A 15,543-nucleotide genomic window follows, 5' to 3' on the forward strand; every position below is an offset into this window, starting at 1 on the left:
GCCATGCTCGAAGCACGACATGCCACGTTCGAGGTCGCCGGCAAGCGGCTGGTGGACGAAGCGGATCTGACGCTCGCGCCTGGTCGGGTGATCTCCATCGTGGGGCCGAACGGGGCCGGCAAGTCCACACTGCTCAAGCTGCTCTGCGGCGAACTGCGTCCCACGGAGGGCGCAATCCTGTTGGAAGGGCGCGATCTGCAGGCGGTGCCTGCGGGAGAGCTGGCCCGTCGCCGGGCGGTCGTCTCCCAATCCACGGTGCTCTCGTTTCCCTTCACCGTCTTGGAGGTCGCGCTGCTGGGCGCGAGCGTTCCCGGCTTCGGCATGCGGGATGAGCAGATGGTGGCGCTTGCGGCGAATTCGATCGAGGCCGTCGGGCTGAAGGGGTTCGAGGAGCGGCTTTATACCGAGCTTTCCGGCGGGGAACGGCAGCGGGTGCATATCGCCCGCGCGCTATGCCAGCTGGAGGCGCCGGAGCGCTCACCCGACGAGCCCGCCGCCTTCCTGCTGGACGAGCCGACGGCAAGTCTCGACTTCTCCCATCAGAGCATCGTGCTGGGGGAGGCGCGCCGGCAGGCGGGTCTGGGGCGTGCGGTGCTCGTCATTCTGCACGACCTTAACCTGGCGGCGGCCTATGCCGACGAGATCGTGCTCATGCATCGGGGGCGGGTTAGGGCGCGGGGCCTGCGGAGGACGTGCTTCTCGATGAGCTCCTCTCGGAGGTCTATGGCTGTCCGGTGCGGACCAACACCGTTCCGGCAGACGGGGTCCCGTTCGTTCTCCCATATGTGGGCGCTTAAGCAGACAATCCCGCTGTCGACTGTTCTCGAGAGAAACCCAAGCTTTCGACCCACTAAGGCCCGCTTGGGTTCTTGGAACTTCCGCGCGCATTCGAAGCTTTCTCCCGCCATAGGCAGGTCAAATGGCCGCCGTATTTGGGAGGAGTCGAAAATGCGAAATATAATCCTTGGCCTTGCGGGCCTGGCCGTCGCCGGCGTTGCGCTGGCCGGCTGCGGCGAACAGGGCGCACCGGAATTCGCCAAGAACGCGGCCATGTCCGACCTGTACGAGGTCGAGGCCGGGCGCATCGCAACGGAGAAGGGCCAGTCGGATGCGGTCCGCTCCTTCGGCCAGAAGATGGTCGATGCCCACAGCGAAAATGCTGCGAAACTCAAGGAGATCGTCCAGTCGGATAAGATCGATGTGAAGCTTCCGACCGATCTGGACGAAAGCCATCGCGATATGATTCAGCAGCTGAAGGACGCCGAGCCGGATCAGTTCGACGAGGAATATGCGTCTCAGCAGGTCGATGCTCATCAGGCCGCTGTCGACATCTTCGAGGATTATGCGGATGACGGCAAAGACGGTGAGTTGAAGGCGTTCGCCGCCGACACGCTGCCTCACATCCAGGAGCATCTGGAGGAAGCGAAGGCGCTTCAGGACAATGCCGACAAGGCCGAGCCGCCTGCCGCTGACGGCAACATGGGCGACACCAAGGACGAGCCGGCCGGCGACTCCATGCAATAGGAGCCGGCGAGCGCGTTCTTTCCAAAGGGCTGCCGGCGACGGCGGCCCTTTCTTTTTGGTGGCTGCCTTTTTGCGGAAGTGGCTGCGCCAGCGCGGCAGGAATGCGGCCTCCAGAGGTTACGGCCCGTTCACGCTATAAAGCTCAATTTCTCGCCAAACGCCGCCTTCTTCTCTAGCCTGTCGGTCCTCACTCGAAAATAGCGGGATCGGAATGTTGAGCAGGGCGGAGTCCTCTCCCAAGCGGACGCGAGAGACAGCCGGGCGGGAGCCACTCGCGCTCGATCTCGACCATGCGCTGCTCAAGACCGACCTCCTCTTCGAGGCGGCGGCGGCCTATCTCAGCGTCAACCCGCTGCGGGTCTTCCGGCTTCTCATCTGGCTGCTGCAGGGCAAGGCCGTTCTCAAGCGTCAGCTCTCGGAGCGGGTCGCGCTCGATGTGGAGAGCTTGCCGGTAAACGAGGCGCTCATCGCCTATGCCCGGCGTGCCAAGCGCGCTGGACGCCAGGTCGGAATTGCCTCTGCCTCCGACGAGCTTCTGGCCCACAGGCTGGCAAAACGGTTCAACTTCATCGATTTCGTCGTGGCGAGCGACGGCAGCAGCAATCTCAAAGGGCGCGCCAAGGCGGCCATGCTGACCGAGCGGTTTCCCCACGGCTTCGCCTATGCCGGTGACAGCCGGTCCGACCTGGCGGTCTGGAAAGAGGCCGAAGCGATCATCCTGGCCGGCGCCTCGCCTTCCACGACGCGGGCAGCGGAGCGGCTGGATAAGCCAATCGAGGCCGTGTTCCCCAGGGAGAAACTCGGGCCGAAGGGGTGGCTGAAAGCCGTGCGGGCCCATCAATGGGCCAAGAACCTGCTGGTGTTCGTGCCGCTTGTGCTCGCCGGCATGGCTGCCGATCCGGCGGCCGTGGCGCGGGCTTTCGCGGCCTTCGCCGCGCTGTCCATGATGGCCTCGGGCACCTATCTCCTGAACGATCTGTTCGACCTGGCCGACGACCGCCGCCACTGGAGCAAAAAGGCCCGGCCGCTCGCGGCAGGGACCATGCGGCTCTCCGACGCGATGCTGCTTTCGCCGGCGCTCGTGCTCGGCTCCTACGCGATCGGCCTCTATCTCGGCTGGGGCGTCACTGCGATCCTCACGGCCTATATGGCGACGACGCTGGCCTACTCGATCTATCTCAAGCGCCAGCCGATCGCGGACGCGTTCACCTTGGCCCTGCTGTTCACGCTCCGCCTCGGGCTCGGCATCGTCGCTGTCGGGGCCGAGCCCTCCGCGTGGCTGCTGGTCTTCTCGATGTTCCTGTTCACGTCCCTTTCCTTCGCCAAGCGGCAGACGGAGATCCAGCGGAGCGGCATCGAGAACGACGAGATGCTGAAGGGCAGGGGCTATCGCGGCGGCGATGCGGGCTTCGTGCTCGCCATGGGGGTGGCGACCGGCATGACGGCCGTCACGATCATGGTGCTCTACATCATCAACGACGCCTTCAATGCCGATTTCTACAATCAGCCGCTCTTCCTTTGGGCTTTCCCGGCGGTGCTCTTCATGTGGATCTCCCGCATCTGGCTGCTCTGCCATCGGGGCGAACTGAACGACGATCCGGTCGCCTTCGCGTTGCGGGACCGGGTCAGCATCGCACTTGGCGGTGTGATGGCGGCTGCCTTTCTGGCAGGCTGGCTTTCGTGAAGCGTCTGATCCACGTCACGAAGCGTCTGTCCCAGCATCAGGGGGTGCGGTTTCTCGCGCTCGGCGGGTTCGCGGCGGCCGCGAACTGGCTGGTGCGGTTCCCGCTTTCCCTGATCATGCCTTTCGAGGCCGCGGTGCTGCTGGCCTATGCAATCGGCATGTCGGTCGGATTCTCGCTCTATCCGCGCTTCGTGTTTCCCGGTTCGGACCGTCCCGTCTCGCAGCAGATCGTGATCTTCATCGTCGTGAACCTGGTCGGCGCTGCGGTGGTGGTCGTGGTGTCATACCTGCTGCTCATGGTGCAGAGCGGCTTCGGATATCCGCTCGTCGTAAAGCAGGGTCTCGCCCACGGGCTCGCCATCGGGGTGGGCGCGCTGGCCAATTTCTTCGGCCACAAGAAGATCACCTTCCGGGTGCCGCCGCCGCAAAACGGCGCCGCGGGCTCCCAGGTGTAGAGCTCTAAAGTCCAGAAAGAGTCCGAAACGCTAGCTTGCGAGCAGGCCGCCGATGGCGATCATCGCCAGGGTCGTTCCCATGGAATAGGCGATCAGGATGGCGAGCGGCGGGGCGTATTCGCGCTTCAGTCCCAGGGCCACGAACACCAGCATGATGGGCAGCCAATCCAGGGCGTAGCGCTGGGTGCTGTACTGGGAGAACCCGTTCGAGTGATAGAACAGGGTGACGCCCAGAATGAAGGCGCAGGTCGCAAGCCCGATCCAGAAGGCGCGATTCCAGCGCGCCAGGAAGGCGAAGAGCAGGGCCGGCGTCACCAGGAAAAGGGATGCGCCGTTGTTGTCGAACGCCTTCAGCTCCGTCAGGTAGCGGCCCATGAACTCCACATGGGGCCCCTGGAAGAACATGTAGAAGGCGTTGAACGGGAAATACTCGACGGCGAAGGGGCCGAGCTCGCGTAGACGGTGCTTGATGAAGCCGGGATCGTAGCCTGGCCTGTCGAGGGAGATCGGGAAGAGATAGTCGTAGCCGGTCTCCATGGGTGAACCGAACCGCACCCAGTTATAGGCGAGATAGGCGGCGACCGCGGCGACGGGAAAGGCTGCAAGGCGCAGGGCCCGTGCGAAGGCCGCCCGGTCGATATGCCAGAGAGGGCGCTCCTCCTCCATCAGCAGCACGTAGAGGAAGGGCAGGTAGAGGATCGACATCTGCCGGCAGAGAAAGGCGGCCGCGATAAACAGGCCTGCGAACAGCGCACTGCGGCTGACGAGGGTCGCGTAGAGGGCCGCCGTCGTGAAGAAGAAGGCCCAGCTCTGGGCGAAGAACCAGATATGGTCGCCGCGGATGGTGACGAAGATCAGGGGCGTCGCGAACAGGATCAGCAGGATCATGAGCGCTCGCAGGTCACGGCTCTCGGCGAGCCGATCGCACATCCGCCACCACAGAAGAGCGGTGCCTGCAAAGGCGAAGAGGCTGAGGGGAAGGAAGTAGTGGAAGTCGGTGCCGAAGATGGCAACGAACGGGGTAATCAGCAGCGCGGGCAGTGGCGGAAAGACGACATAGGCCTTGCCGTGGAATAGGGCACAGTCCTCGTCGAGGCAGCCGTTGACGTGAAGCTGTCCGTGGAGGAAGGCGTCGGCGAGGGCGACGTACGAATTGCTACCCGGCTGCTCGCGCAAGACCGCCAGCACCAGGACTGCGATGAAAAGGAGCGTCAGCCCGGCCAGCAGGGCGGTGATCGTGAACCGTTGTGCCGTCATATTCCCTCAGCGTCTAAAGCCGGGACATTAGTGGGGAACACACTTCCGAATCGTGAACTTCGCCGAGGACGGGCGAGGAGAGACACGCTGAGGCCGAACTGGCCCGGGCCCGTCCCGATGTTTTGGGAGCCCCGTCTTTGTGTCGCAGTGCCGCCCGGTTCCGTTGGCATCAACCATCCCCGGTTGCTATAGATTGGCGCCGAGACCCACCGGATTTCTTGCCTTCATGGATAAGCCAGTAATGTCGATCGTCGCGCGCTCGAGAGCAGCCTTCCGGGATTTCGTGCAAGCGGAGTCGGCCGGCGGTCTCGTGCTCATCGCCGCTGCCGCCCTCGGCTTCATCATCGCCAATTCCGCCTGGTCGGAGGATTACACGCACATCCTCCACACCAAGGTCGGCGGCCTTGATGTGCTCCATTGGATCAATGACGGGCTGATGGCGCTGTTCTTCCTGCTCGTCGGACTCGAAATCAAGCGGGAGATGATCGAGGGGCAGCTCAACACCTGGTCCAAACGCATCCTTCCGTGCGTGGCGGCGGTGGGCGGCATGATCGCGCCGGCGATCATTTTCATGATCGTCAATTACGACGTGCCGGAGGATTGGCGCGGCTGGGCAATCCCGACCGCGACGGATATCGCCTTCGCGCTCGGCGTCCTCTCGCTGTTCGGCAACCGGGTGGTGAACTCCCTGAAGGTCTTTCTGACCTCGCTTGCGATCATTGACGACCTTCTGGCGATCCTGATCATCGCGCTGTTCTATTCGGGCGATCTTTCGCTGCCTTTCCTAGGCGCCGCAGCGGGCGCAGCCGCCATCCTGTTTCTGATGAACTGGTTCGGCGTGATGCGGGTCTGGCCCTATCTGATCGTCGGCGCGGCACTCTGGGCTGCCATGCTGTTCTCAGGGATCCACGCGACCCTCGCCGGTGTCATCCTGGCATTGGCAATTCCCATCGGTGGCGGGCACGAGGCCGTGGGCACGAAGGAAGTCCCTTCGCCGCTGCACGACATGGAGCACGCCCTGGAGAGGTGGGTCGCCTTCCTGATCGTGCCGATCTTCGGCATGGCCAATGCGGGCGTGTCGCTTGCAGGCGTCGGCATCGGCCATCTGATCGAGCCGCTGGCCTTGGGCATCATCCTCGGCCTGTTCATCGGCAAGCAGGGCGGCATCATGCTCACGGTCTGGGTGGCGGTCAAAACCGGGCTGGCGGCGTGGCCGGAAGGCGCGACCTGGCGGCAGACCTACGGCGTGGCCGTGTTCTGCGGCATCGGCTTCACCATGAGTCTTTTCATCGGCTTGCTGGCGTTCCCGGATGTCGAGCGTGAAGAGATCACCAAGCTTGCGGTGCTTGTTGGGTCGCTCTTGTCGGTGGCGTTCGGCTCGCTGATCTTCATGACGGCCGGAAGCCAGACCCTTGCCGAAGAGCAAAAGGAAGACAGCCGGGTGCCGCGCTACTAGGCGCCATAGAGCCAATCGAACTGGCCGAGAGCCTTCTCCGGCGATTGCTTCGATATAGCGAGATTGCGCGCCGCGGCGAAAGGCTGGCCGAGATGGTAGATCCGGCCGAGCCGCGCCGACTGGCGGGTCACCCGCGCCGCGCGCACCCGCCGCATGGCTTCGTAATGTGAGATCGCGCGCGCCGGCGCGTCCGGCGACTCCGACAGAGCATCGGCGAGGGCGACGGCGTCCTCGATGGCCAGGGCCGCTCCTTGTGCCATGAAGGGCAACACGGGATGGGCCGCGTCGCCGAGGAGAGCCACGCGCTCCCTCGTCCAGCGGCGCAGGCCGTGCAGCCTGTAAAGCGACCATTGCCGCCACAGGGTGGGGAGGTCCAGGAGGTCCCGGGCATCGTCGTGCCATTGGACGGCGCCCTGTACGACATCTTCGGCGCTCGCTTCGGCGTTCCAGCCCTCGTGGGGGCGCCCGCCATGGGATGCGAAGACGATGTTGAGCGCTTCCCCTTTCGCCACCGGATAGGTCACCAGATGGCTGCCCCGGCCCAGCCACAGAGTGACGACGGGGGCGTCGAAGGGCGCCGGGAGATTTTTCGCCGCCAGCATGGTCCGCGCAGCCGTGTGGCCGGTGAAGACGAGATGGGAGGTCGGCGCGATAGCCTTACGGACATTCGACCATAGCCCGTCGGCACCGATCAGGAGCTCCGTCTGTTCCTCCCACGGGCCCTGCAGAACGATGCGGTCGTCCTCTTCCCACACATTGGCGATATTGAAATGATCGTGGAGCTCGATGCCGGCCTCGGCGCGGCAGGCCCCGTACAGTATCTTGGCGAGATCGGCCCGGCGCATGGCGACATAGGGGACGCCGTAGCGCTGTTCATATGCCTTGCCGAAGGGAAGCCGCTTCAGCCGCTTGCCGGAATAGGCATCGAAGATGTGGAGCGCCTCGGGATAGACCGCCTTGGCCTCGATCGCGTCGCGGACGCCCAGCATCTCGAGCCGGCGAAAGGCATTTGCGCCGAGCTGGATGCCGGCGCCAAGCTCCTCGGCGAAGCCGCCTCGCTCCAGCACGCGGGCGGTCAGGCCGTGCTTCGCCAGGGCCAGGGCCGTGGACAGGCCGCCGATGCCGCCGCCGGCGATCGTCAGAGGCGTCAGGGGAGCGTTCACGTGGAGACGGGCCTAAGCGCCCGCCGGTTCGGTTGCGACATAGACGCAACCTTCCGGCTCGGTCTCTTCCGCGGCGAGCTTCGGATCATAAATGTAGAGGGTGGAGCAGTAGGGGCAGACGAGCTGCGTTCCGCTCCCCATATCCAGGAAGACGTGGGGATGATCGAAAGGCGGGGAGGCCCCCATGCACTGGAACTCTTTGACGCCGACCTTGATCCGGTCGACTCCCTTATCGTTCACGTAATGGGGCACCACTGTTTGTGCCATGTCTCGCGTCCCTGTTAAATCGGCGCTTTCGATGACGTTCAGCATAATGGCCCACAGGGTCGGATGGTAGGGGCGAATGCAAGACTCCGTGGTTCAGGCATCCAATTTCTCGGAGTTCGACTCCGATGGTATCTCGATCCGGTATCTCGATGTGGGCGAAGGGGATCCTATCCTGCTGATCCATGGCTTCGCGTCCAATATCGATGCGAACTGGGTTGCGACGAGCTGGGTCACCACGCTTACAGAGGCGGGACGGCGGGTGATCGCCCTGGACAATCGCGGCCACGGCCAAAGCGAAAAGCTCTACGAGCCGGAGCGCTACGGGGCGCCGGCCATGGCGGAAGACGCCGTGCGGCTGATGGATCATCTCGGCATCGAGCGTGCCGACGTCATGGGCTACTCCATGGGTGCGCGGATCGCGGCCTTCCTGACCTTCGCCCATCCCGACCGGGTGCGCAGCCTGGTCTTCGGCGGGCTCGGAAGCACCATGGTGCGCGGGATGATCGGTGCCGGGCCGCTTGCCCATGCCTTGGAGGCGCCGAGCATCGACGATGTCACGAACGCCACGGCGCGCTCGTTTCGGCGCTTTGCCGAATCCACCAAGAGCGACCTCAAGGCGCTCGCGGCCTGCATGCGCGGGCCGCGCGAGAAGGTCCAGCCGGAGGCTTTGGGAGAGATTTCCGTGCCGACCCTGGTGGTGGTCGGCAGCGAGGATGTCATCGGCGGATCTCCCGCGGAGCTTGCAGCTCTCATCCCGAATTCCCAATATCTCGAATTGAAGGGCCGCGATCACATGAAGGCGGTCGGAGACCAGGAATTCAAACGGGCCGTACTCGACTTTTTAAGAGAGCGGCGTTAAGCCAGCCTCCTATGGCCGCGCTGGCAGCGTTTCGGTTCCGAGAAAGCGGCCGGGTCGGAAGCGGCCAAGTTTGAAGCGGCCAGTTCAAAGGCGGCTAAGAGGTTAGCCATGCAAAAGACTGCAGCGGCACGGCGGCCGGAGCTCAAGAGGGTCGATCCCATCTGGAGCCGGCTGCAGGATGAAGCGGAGCAGGTGCGCGCGAACGAGCCGGCGTTGGCCGGGTTCGTCTATGCGACCGTGCTCAGCCACGCGAGTCTGGAGGATGCGCTGTGTCACCGGCTATCTCAGCGCTTGCAGCATACGGTCGGCGATGCCGGGCTTCTGAACCGTACGTTCCTGGAAGTGATCGAGGCGGCGCCGGAGGTCGGTGAAGAGGTCCGGGCGGATCTCGCCGCCTGGGCCACCCGCGATCCGGCCTGCGAGCGGGTGATCGAGCCACTGCTGTATTTCAAGGGCTTCCACGCGCTCGAGACCTACCGTCTGTCCCATATCCTTTGGCATATGGGACGGCGGGACCTGGCGCTCTACCTGCAGAGCCAGTCCAGCCGCGTCTTCGCGGTGGACATTCATCCGGCTGCAAAGATCGGCAAGGGCATCATGATCGACCATGCGACCGGGATCGTGATCGGCGAGACGGCGGTGGTCGGCGACAATTGCTCCTTGCTGCATGGCGTGACGCTCGGCGGCACGGGCAATGAGAGTGGCGACCGGCACCCGAAGATCGGTTCCGGCGTCATGCTGGGGGCAGGGGCCAAGGTTCTCGGCAATATCTCGGTCGGCGACTGCGTGCGCGTGGCGGCTGGCAGCGTGGTGTTGAAGGACGTTCCGCCCCGGCGCACGGTGGCCGGCGTTCCGGCCCGCGAGATCGGCTTTGCCGGTTGCGAGGAACCGGCCATCGCCATGGATCAGTTCGTGGCCGGCATCATGGACGACGACGAATCCGAGTGAGCGGCCGGCCTTTCGGCTGCTCCCCATCTCATTTCAACAACGCGCCTTTACGTGGCGCATGAAGGAGTTTTCGTGACCCGGGAAGAAATCATCAAGCTCGAGCAGTATCTCCAGAAGAAGTTTCAGCTGCCGTCCCTGGAGGTTCGTCAGCGGCCGAAGAAGGACGACTCCGCCGAGGTGTATATCGGCGACGAGTTCATCGGGATACTGTTCCGCGACGATGACGACGAGGATCTGGCCTATCAGTTCCAGATGGCGATCCTCGATTTCGACCTCGCGGGCGGTTAGCCGGGTCTCCTGGATGCGCGAAAGCACGTTCGACTAAATTCTTATCGTTTGCGTTTAAGCCGCTCTTTCAGAGCGGCTTTTTCGTGTCTGGCCACCCATGGTTAACCAACCGTAAAGATTCTATCCATCGCCTTCGCCTGTTTCGCTAAACTTCCTAAAATTCAGGGAAAATTCTAGGGGGCGGTGATGTCTACCCTTGGCGTCAATCTTTACATCATGCTGTCGGCTTCGTGACGGCCGGGATCATCGCAAGCTTCGTGCAGCTCGTCTCGGGCAAGCCCGCGCGTTTCGAGCTCGCGCCCGAAACGCTCATCGGATCTCTCGGCGGTGTCATGCTGGGGCTGACGGCCGGGCCGGCCATCCTGATGCGCAACGCCTGGCGCGGCATGCGCATCGAGGCGCGCCCGCCGTTCTGGTTCCTGCTTTCGCTGATGGTGGCGGGTGTGTGGAGCCTGTTTTCGGGCGCGATCGTGCTGGGCATCCTGATCAGCGTCTAGGACGCTATTCCAGAAAAGAAGAGAGCCGGCCTCTTTTGCAGAGACCGGCTCAGTCTAGCCCGGCGGGGTCGGGGATGGGTGGGATGGTCGCCGGGCTACGGGGGCTGCCAAACTGCGTGTCCTCGTAAGGACGTTTCTCCTCAGTTGTTGCTCTGGGAAGCGGAGACCGGGGTCTGAGCCTCCTGCTCCGGCGGCACCAGGGAAATCCAGATCAGCGGATTCCGCTCAGACTGCCGCTTGACGAACGTGTAGGGCGTGTCGCGCCAAGGCATGATCGCCTGCTGCTTGTTGTCGAGCACGAGATCCCCCTGGTCGGTGCGAACCGTCAGGATGGCGTGGCCCTCGTTGTTCTCGTCGCGCACGACGGTGATGAGAAGCGCCGAGGTCGGCCAGCCGTGGTCGAGAAGGATCTTGCGCTTCAGCAGCACGTAATCCTCGCAATCGCCGCTGCCGGCGGGGTAGGTCCAGCGCTCCGTCTCGCCATAGAGCTCGAGATCGGTCTTGGGCGTGACGGCCTCGTTGACCATGGTGTTGACGCTGACCAGCTCCGCAGCGCGGGCCTCGGTCAGGGTGATGCGGCCAGCGAAGCGGCGCACGGGCGCGCAATCGGCGCGGTGCACACGGCAGAAATTCACATAGCCGATCGGTGGCAAGGTTTCCGAGTAGGTCTGCATCTGCGCAACCTTGGAGACCGACTCACCGGGCTCCAGGGAGATGACCCTTTCATTGGTTGCTTCCGCAGAAAAGGACGACGCAGACATCAGAAGTGCAAGTCCTAGTGCAAAGTGCCTCATTAAAGCCCCCCGTTATTCTTAGGAGGGACTGTCTCACAAAGATTTTTACATCCGCATAAGTCGGAAAATCTGTTTCAATTCGTATTCGAGGCGAATTTGTCTAAAATTGTAGGTATTGCGGGAGATCGATAAAATTTTATCGAGTTTGGTACAAAGCATAAACCAAACGGGATCATCCCGGCATTCCCCGGCCGTTGGGCGGCTGGCCCATCGGGAGATCCGGATACTGAAGGTATGTAAGGGGTCTAGGCCGGCTTAGGACGCGAAGTATCTCTAGCCGAAAGACTGGGCGATACTGTCCGGGTTCTGGACGCTGGCGAACTGGATGGCGACGCCGTCGTCGTGCTGACGGACGACGAAGCCGCGCATGCGCCCAAGCACCACGACGGTTCCCAGCGCAGGACGCGGATCGACCGCGACTGACGCGCCGCTGAGGGACACGTCGATCACCCGGCATTCCTGGGTCTGACCGTCGGGCAGGATCAGTTTGGATTCCGGCTTGTTCGGGACCTTGCGCTCGTGAACGCGGGTCTCCGACGACAGGCCCAAATTCTCCTGGTTGACCGCCCAGGTCAAAAGGTTGGCGATCTTCTCGCGGCGCACCGCGCTGGCCGTGATCTCGATCGCGAAGCCGCCTTCGAAGCAGCGGACGACCTTGCCTTCGATACGGCCGAAATTGTCGAGATAGGCGACGATACGCTCACCCTGCTCGCAAGCGACAGGGGCCAGCATAGCCATGCCGCCGGCGGACATGTTGATGATGCGGCAGGGAAATTCCTGCTTATCCTCGCGCATGAAGCGCCCGAAAATTCGAACGTCCACGCGGCGGTACTGCCGCCGGTCGTCAACGATTTTGGGAGGTATCCGGTTGCCGGGATCAGTCGGATTCTCGTCTGTCTTCGACTTGGACGTCTGATCGTAGAACGCTTCCTCGGTATTTCGCGCGCTTATCATTTTTAGACCCTCGCCGCGCACGGTATGGCGGCGGAATGCTAGAGGAGCCTCTGTCCAGCCCGCCAAAACTACGCCTTGTTCGTTAACGAAGGAATAAGCGCCTGTAAAAAATGGAAAATCGCCTTTTCATCTATGTGATTACTTATTCTTTACGCTGAGACAAGCCACCCTCGTAGACTTTCAACCGCGGCCTGCCGTTGGGAATGCCTGGGCTGCCGAAGTCGTTGCCTGGCGCGGCCATAGCGGGTGCGCGACCGGCGGGACCGTTGGTAGGCCAGTCGAGGGCGACGTCCGTCAGATCGAGATGAACGATCGGATCCATGCCGAGCCAGTAATGGGGCTCCAGCGCCGTGATGGAGCCCAGGCAGCGGTTCACGCTATGGGAGGTTGCCGTCAGGGGCAGAAGGACCATGGAGAAATTGCAGTGGCGGCCTTCCAGGGACAGACCTTGAAAGCGCACATGGCCGACCGCACCTTCGCCGAACAGATTGGCGAGGAGGGAGGTCATGGCGTGACGGTCGGCGCCGTCCCAGAGCTCGAGAAACTCCGTGCCGCGCAGCTCGCGTCCGAACTGATCGCAAATCTTGGTGCCGGCGAGCCGAAACCGGAATTGCATCGGGCCCGCGTACTCCACAATGAACGTTTCCGACAACAGGGGCGCGATCGCGGCCGGCTCGATCTCCGCCCTGTTCGGGGCGATACGTCCGTTGCGCACGCGGTCCCAATAATCGTAAAGCTGTCTGTCCGTTGAACTCTGCATGAACCCACCCCGGGCTAGACGCTACATCCTCTCCGCGGCGCCGCCCATCGCATGTCCAAACCAAGGTAAACGTCCCGATTTGGCACATTTTCTTAACAGCGCCGAGGTACTCGACAGGGTGTTGCAGCCGCCATGCCACGGCGTGAAACCGCTGACAGATCTAAGATTTTTGGCGGTAAAGGCGGGTTACGAACCGTTGCAAAGGTTAACAGCAAGGGGTTCTGAGGCGCGCGAGGGTGCCGTCCTGTGCGCGCAGCCTCCGGTTGTGTCGAATTTTAGGATATTGCGGACACCGAATGTCTCGGAATGAACCAGTCTTTAACGTCCCGCGGAGCGTGCTGGGCCTGATTCTGCTCATGGTCGCGGTGCACGCGATCCGAATCTCGCTGCCCGACGAGACCGATGTAACGGTTCTTCTTCTCCTGGCTTTCATCCCGTCCCGCTATGCGGGAGAGGCGATGCTCCTGCCAGGCGGCTATCTCGCCTGCGTCACATCCTTCGTCACCTATACCGTTGTTCACGGCGGTTGGCTGCACCTCTTGGTCAATTGCCTGTGGATGCTTGCTTTCGGCAGTGCCGTGGCGCGCCGAATCGGCGACCAGCGTTTCCTGCTTTTCTCCGCCTTTGCAGGGGTCGCCGGAGCGCTGGTGCATCTGATGCTGCATTTCGGAGAGCAGGCACCCATGATCGGGGCATCGGCGGCGATCTCGGGCCAGATGGCGGGCGCGCTCCGCTTCGTTTTCCGTGCGAGGCCCGGCGCCTACGGGCCTGGAATGGGACGGGATCTCACCGCTACGCCTCTGGCATCCCTGAGCCAGACGCTGACGGATCCCCGCATTCTTCTCTTCCTGGCGATCTGGGTCGTGCTGAACGTGTCGTTCGGGCTGAGCGCGCTGCCCATCATGGGCGTTCCGTCCGGGAGCGGCGTCGCATGGGAAGCCCATATCGGCGGATTTCTGTTCGGGCTGTTCTGCTTCGGCTTCTTCGATCGGCCGCCGGAGCCGGCGCCGCCCCGGGAAGAGATCGAGTAGCCTCCCGTAACTCCCGGCATTTGCGCAGATTTTCAGCGCTTCGATGTCCTCAATTGGCTTGTCATGCGTTCGGCGAGACGCAACAATATGCGTTCAAGCGGGCGACAAGGCCCGCACATGGGAGGAAGATATGAACGTGGCGACTATCCTAAAAGAGAAGGGTAGGGAGGTGCTCACCGCGCTTCCCGATGCGTCGCTACTTGAGGTAGCGAAGCTTTTGAGCACTCATCGGGTCGGCTGTGTCGTCATCGCCGACGAGGCTGGCAAGGTGGTCGGAATCGCGTCGGAGCGCGACATCGTGCGGGCGATCGGCACCGATGGAATCGGAGCGCTCGAGCAACCGATCACGACCTGCATGACCGCCGATGTGGTGAGCTGTCAGGAGGCCGATACCATCGAGCAGCTCATGAGCGAGATGACCGCCCATCGCTTCCGGCATATGCCGGTGGTGGAGAAGGGCAAGCTCAACGGGCTGGTGTCGATCGGCGATGTCGTGAAAATGCGGATCGCCGAGGCCGAGATGGAAGCGGCGGCCATGCGCGAGTACATCGCCACCGGCTAGATCGCCAGGCTCCGGACCGTTGTCAGGATATCGTCGAGGTGGCGGCGCGTCGCCTCGGCGCCTTCCGCGATGGCTTCTTCCGCGCGATGGAAGTCAAACGGCCGGATGGAGCCGACCCGCGGATTGATGGTCACGTCAGGCGGATCGCCCGCGAGCCGGGAGCGCGAGATGCGGTCCTGGGTGATGTTGATCGCATCCATCATCACCGACGAGATGCCCGGGGCGCCGTCGCGCCGGCCGAGAAGCTGGCGCTGCAGGAGCCGAACGGCGGAGCTGCCGGTCTCGGGCTGCATCGCCTCGTCCGGATAATCCGCGTTCTGGCCGATGGCTTCCTGGTCGGGGATGACCGTGCCGCGCGAATAGACGTCGGATGAGAGGTTCACCGCGATCACGAAACGTGCGCCCATGGCACGGCAGACGGAAACCGGTACGGGATTGACCAGCGCGCCGTCGATCAGCCAGCGGCCGTCGATCTTGACCGGCTTGAAGATGCCGGGCAGGGCGTAGGACGCCTTGAGGGCGTTGACCAGGCTGCCCTTGCTCAGCCAGACCTCGTGCCCCGTGCCGAGCTCGGTCGCGACGGCGACGAAGCTGCGGGGCAGGTCTTCGATATCATATTCCTTGAGGTGCTCGTCGAGACGCGAGCCGAGGCGCTGACCGGTGATCAGGCCCGAGCCCCCGAAATTGAGGTCCATGAAGCCGAAGACCCGGCGCCGGGTCAGGCTGGTGGCAAAATCGTGCAAGGCGTCGAGGCGGCCCGTCACGAAGGACGCGCCGGCAACGGCACCGATCGAGGTGCCGGCGATGATGTCGACCTCGATGCCGGCCTCGGCGAGAACGCGCAGGACGCCGATATGCGCCCAGCCGCGCGCCGATCCTCCGCCGAGTGCAATGCCGATCTTCGGCCTTGCCATGAAGCTCATTTCGCGACCCCTTGGTTCTTCTCGCGCAAGCGCCGCGCGGAGACGAGTTCGGACGTCACCGCATCCTTGCGGCTACAACAGAATATTGTGGAGTCTTTAAGGTTCCGTTGGGGCGCTCGCA

The 15,543-nt window shown here is 63.2% G+C and carries 17 protein-coding genes; 10 read left to right on the plus strand and 7 right to left on the minus strand.

The features are described 5' to 3' along the window. Positions 1-3 precede the first annotated feature (3 nt). The 3 genes from A7A08_RS16635 to A7A08_RS00080 all read left to right on the plus strand — a co-directional run bounded on the left by A7A08_RS16635 (position 4) and on the right by A7A08_RS00080 (position 3,663). Positions 4-1,524, plus strand: a complete 1,521-nt coding sequence (locus tag A7A08_RS16635; protein WP_083226321.1) for a DUF4142 domain-containing protein — start codon at positions 4-6, stop codon at positions 1,522-1,524. A 211-nt stretch (positions 1,525-1,735) separates the two neighbouring features. After that, a complete protein-coding gene (locus tag A7A08_RS00075) occupies positions 1,736-3,208 on the plus strand; it encodes a UbiA family prenyltransferase (RefSeq protein ID WP_069093547.1) in 1,473 nt (490 codons plus the stop codon). Beyond that, positions 3,205-3,663 (plus strand): GtrA family protein, encoded by a 459-nt coding sequence (locus A7A08_RS00080; RefSeq protein ID WP_245290758.1) that lies wholly within the window; start codon positions 3,205-3,207, stop codon positions 3,661-3,663. Before A7A08_RS00075 ends, A7A08_RS00080 begins: the two co-directional genes overlap by 4 nt. Positions 3,664-3,693: 30 nt before the next feature. Here the strand turns inward: A7A08_RS00080 and A7A08_RS00085 are convergent, their stop codons facing one another. After that, positions 3,694-4,920, minus strand: coding sequence for a hypothetical protein (locus A7A08_RS00085; protein WP_069093548.1), 1,227 nt, complete (start codon positions 4,918-4,920; stop codon positions 3,694-3,696). A 226-nt stretch (positions 4,921-5,146) separates the two neighbouring features. Here A7A08_RS00085 and nhaA point away from each other — a divergent pair, with 226 nt between their 5' ends. After that, the gene (gene nhaA / locus A7A08_RS00090; RefSeq protein WP_069093549.1) at positions 5,147-6,376 is read left to right on the plus strand and encodes a Na+/H+ antiporter NhaA; all 1,230 of its coding nucleotides are present in this window, start codon (positions 5,147-5,149) and stop codon (positions 6,374-6,376) included. Here the strand turns inward: nhaA and A7A08_RS00095 are convergent. Together A7A08_RS00095 and A7A08_RS00100 are read right to left on the minus strand one after the other, a co-directional pair. Beyond that, positions 6,373-7,539 (minus strand): FAD-dependent monooxygenase, encoded by a 1,167-nt coding sequence (locus A7A08_RS00095; protein ID WP_083226322.1) that lies wholly within the window; start codon positions 7,537-7,539, stop codon positions 6,373-6,375. The genes nhaA and A7A08_RS00095 overlap by 4 nt on opposite strands. Before the next feature lie 12 nt (positions 7,540-7,551). Further along, entirely contained in the window at positions 7,552-7,806 is a 255-nt protein-coding gene (locus tag A7A08_RS00100) for a zinc-finger domain-containing protein (protein ID WP_069093550.1), read from the minus strand. Between the two features lie 88 nt (positions 7,807-7,894). Between A7A08_RS00100 and A7A08_RS00105 the strand changes: the two genes are divergently transcribed. From A7A08_RS00105 to A7A08_RS00120, 4 genes are all read left to right on the plus strand, one after another. Beyond that, positions 7,895-8,665, plus strand: coding sequence for an alpha/beta fold hydrolase (locus A7A08_RS00105; RefSeq protein WP_245290759.1), 771 nt, complete (start codon positions 7,895-7,897; stop codon positions 8,663-8,665). Positions 8,666-8,773: 108 nt separating this feature from the next. Further along, positions 8,774-9,613, plus strand: coding sequence for a serine O-acetyltransferase (cysE, locus tag A7A08_RS00110; protein WP_069093552.1), 840 nt, complete (start codon positions 8,774-8,776; stop codon positions 9,611-9,613). A 72-nt stretch (positions 9,614-9,685) separates the two neighbouring features. After that, complete coding sequence (locus A7A08_RS00115; RefSeq protein WP_069093553.1) at positions 9,686-9,901, plus strand: DUF3126 family protein; 216 nt, start codon at positions 9,686-9,688, stop codon at positions 9,899-9,901. A gap of 170 nt (positions 9,902-10,071) precedes the next feature. After that, a complete protein-coding gene (locus tag A7A08_RS00120) occupies positions 10,072-10,398 on the plus strand; it encodes a DUF6949 family protein (protein ID WP_069093554.1) in 327 nt (108 codons plus the stop codon). Positions 10,399-10,538: 140 nt separating this feature from the next. Here A7A08_RS00120 and A7A08_RS00125 read toward each other — a convergent pair whose 3' ends face one another. From A7A08_RS00125 to A7A08_RS00135, 3 genes are all read right to left on the minus strand, one after another. Next, entirely contained in the window at positions 10,539-11,072 is a 534-nt protein-coding gene (locus A7A08_RS00125; RefSeq protein WP_245290760.1) for a transglutaminase-like cysteine peptidase, read from the minus strand. A gap of 393 nt (positions 11,073-11,465) precedes the next feature. Continuing rightward, positions 11,466-12,146, minus strand: coding sequence for a PilZ domain-containing protein (locus A7A08_RS00130; protein WP_083226325.1), 681 nt, complete (start codon positions 12,144-12,146; stop codon positions 11,466-11,468). 142 nt (positions 12,147-12,288) lie between these two features. After that, a complete protein-coding gene (locus A7A08_RS00135; protein WP_069093556.1) occupies positions 12,289-12,906 on the minus strand; it encodes a PAS domain-containing protein in 618 nt (205 codons plus the stop codon). A gap of 335 nt (positions 12,907-13,241) precedes the next feature. Between A7A08_RS00135 and A7A08_RS00140 the strand changes: the two genes are divergently transcribed. After that, entirely contained in the window at positions 13,242-13,937 is a 696-nt protein-coding gene (locus A7A08_RS00140) for a rhomboid family intramembrane serine protease (RefSeq protein WP_245290761.1), read from the plus strand. A 130-nt stretch (positions 13,938-14,067) separates the two neighbouring features. Then, positions 14,068-14,499, plus strand: coding sequence for a CBS domain-containing protein (locus A7A08_RS00145; protein WP_069093558.1), 432 nt, complete (start codon positions 14,068-14,070; stop codon positions 14,497-14,499). On the opposite strand, the gene A7A08_RS00150 is transcribed toward A7A08_RS00145, so the two are convergent. Next, positions 14,496-15,422: a patatin-like phospholipase family protein gene (locus tag A7A08_RS00150; RefSeq protein ID WP_245290762.1), complete on the minus strand. Its 927-nt coding sequence runs from the start codon at positions 15,420-15,422 to the stop codon at positions 14,496-14,498. The genes A7A08_RS00145 and A7A08_RS00150 overlap by 4 nt on opposite strands. Positions 15,423-15,543: the final 121 nt, after the last annotated feature.

Source organism: Methyloligella halotolerans (genome assembly GCF_001708935.1).
Classification (GTDB): Bacteria; Pseudomonadota; Alphaproteobacteria; order Rhizobiales; family Methyloligellaceae; genus Methyloligella; species Methyloligella halotolerans.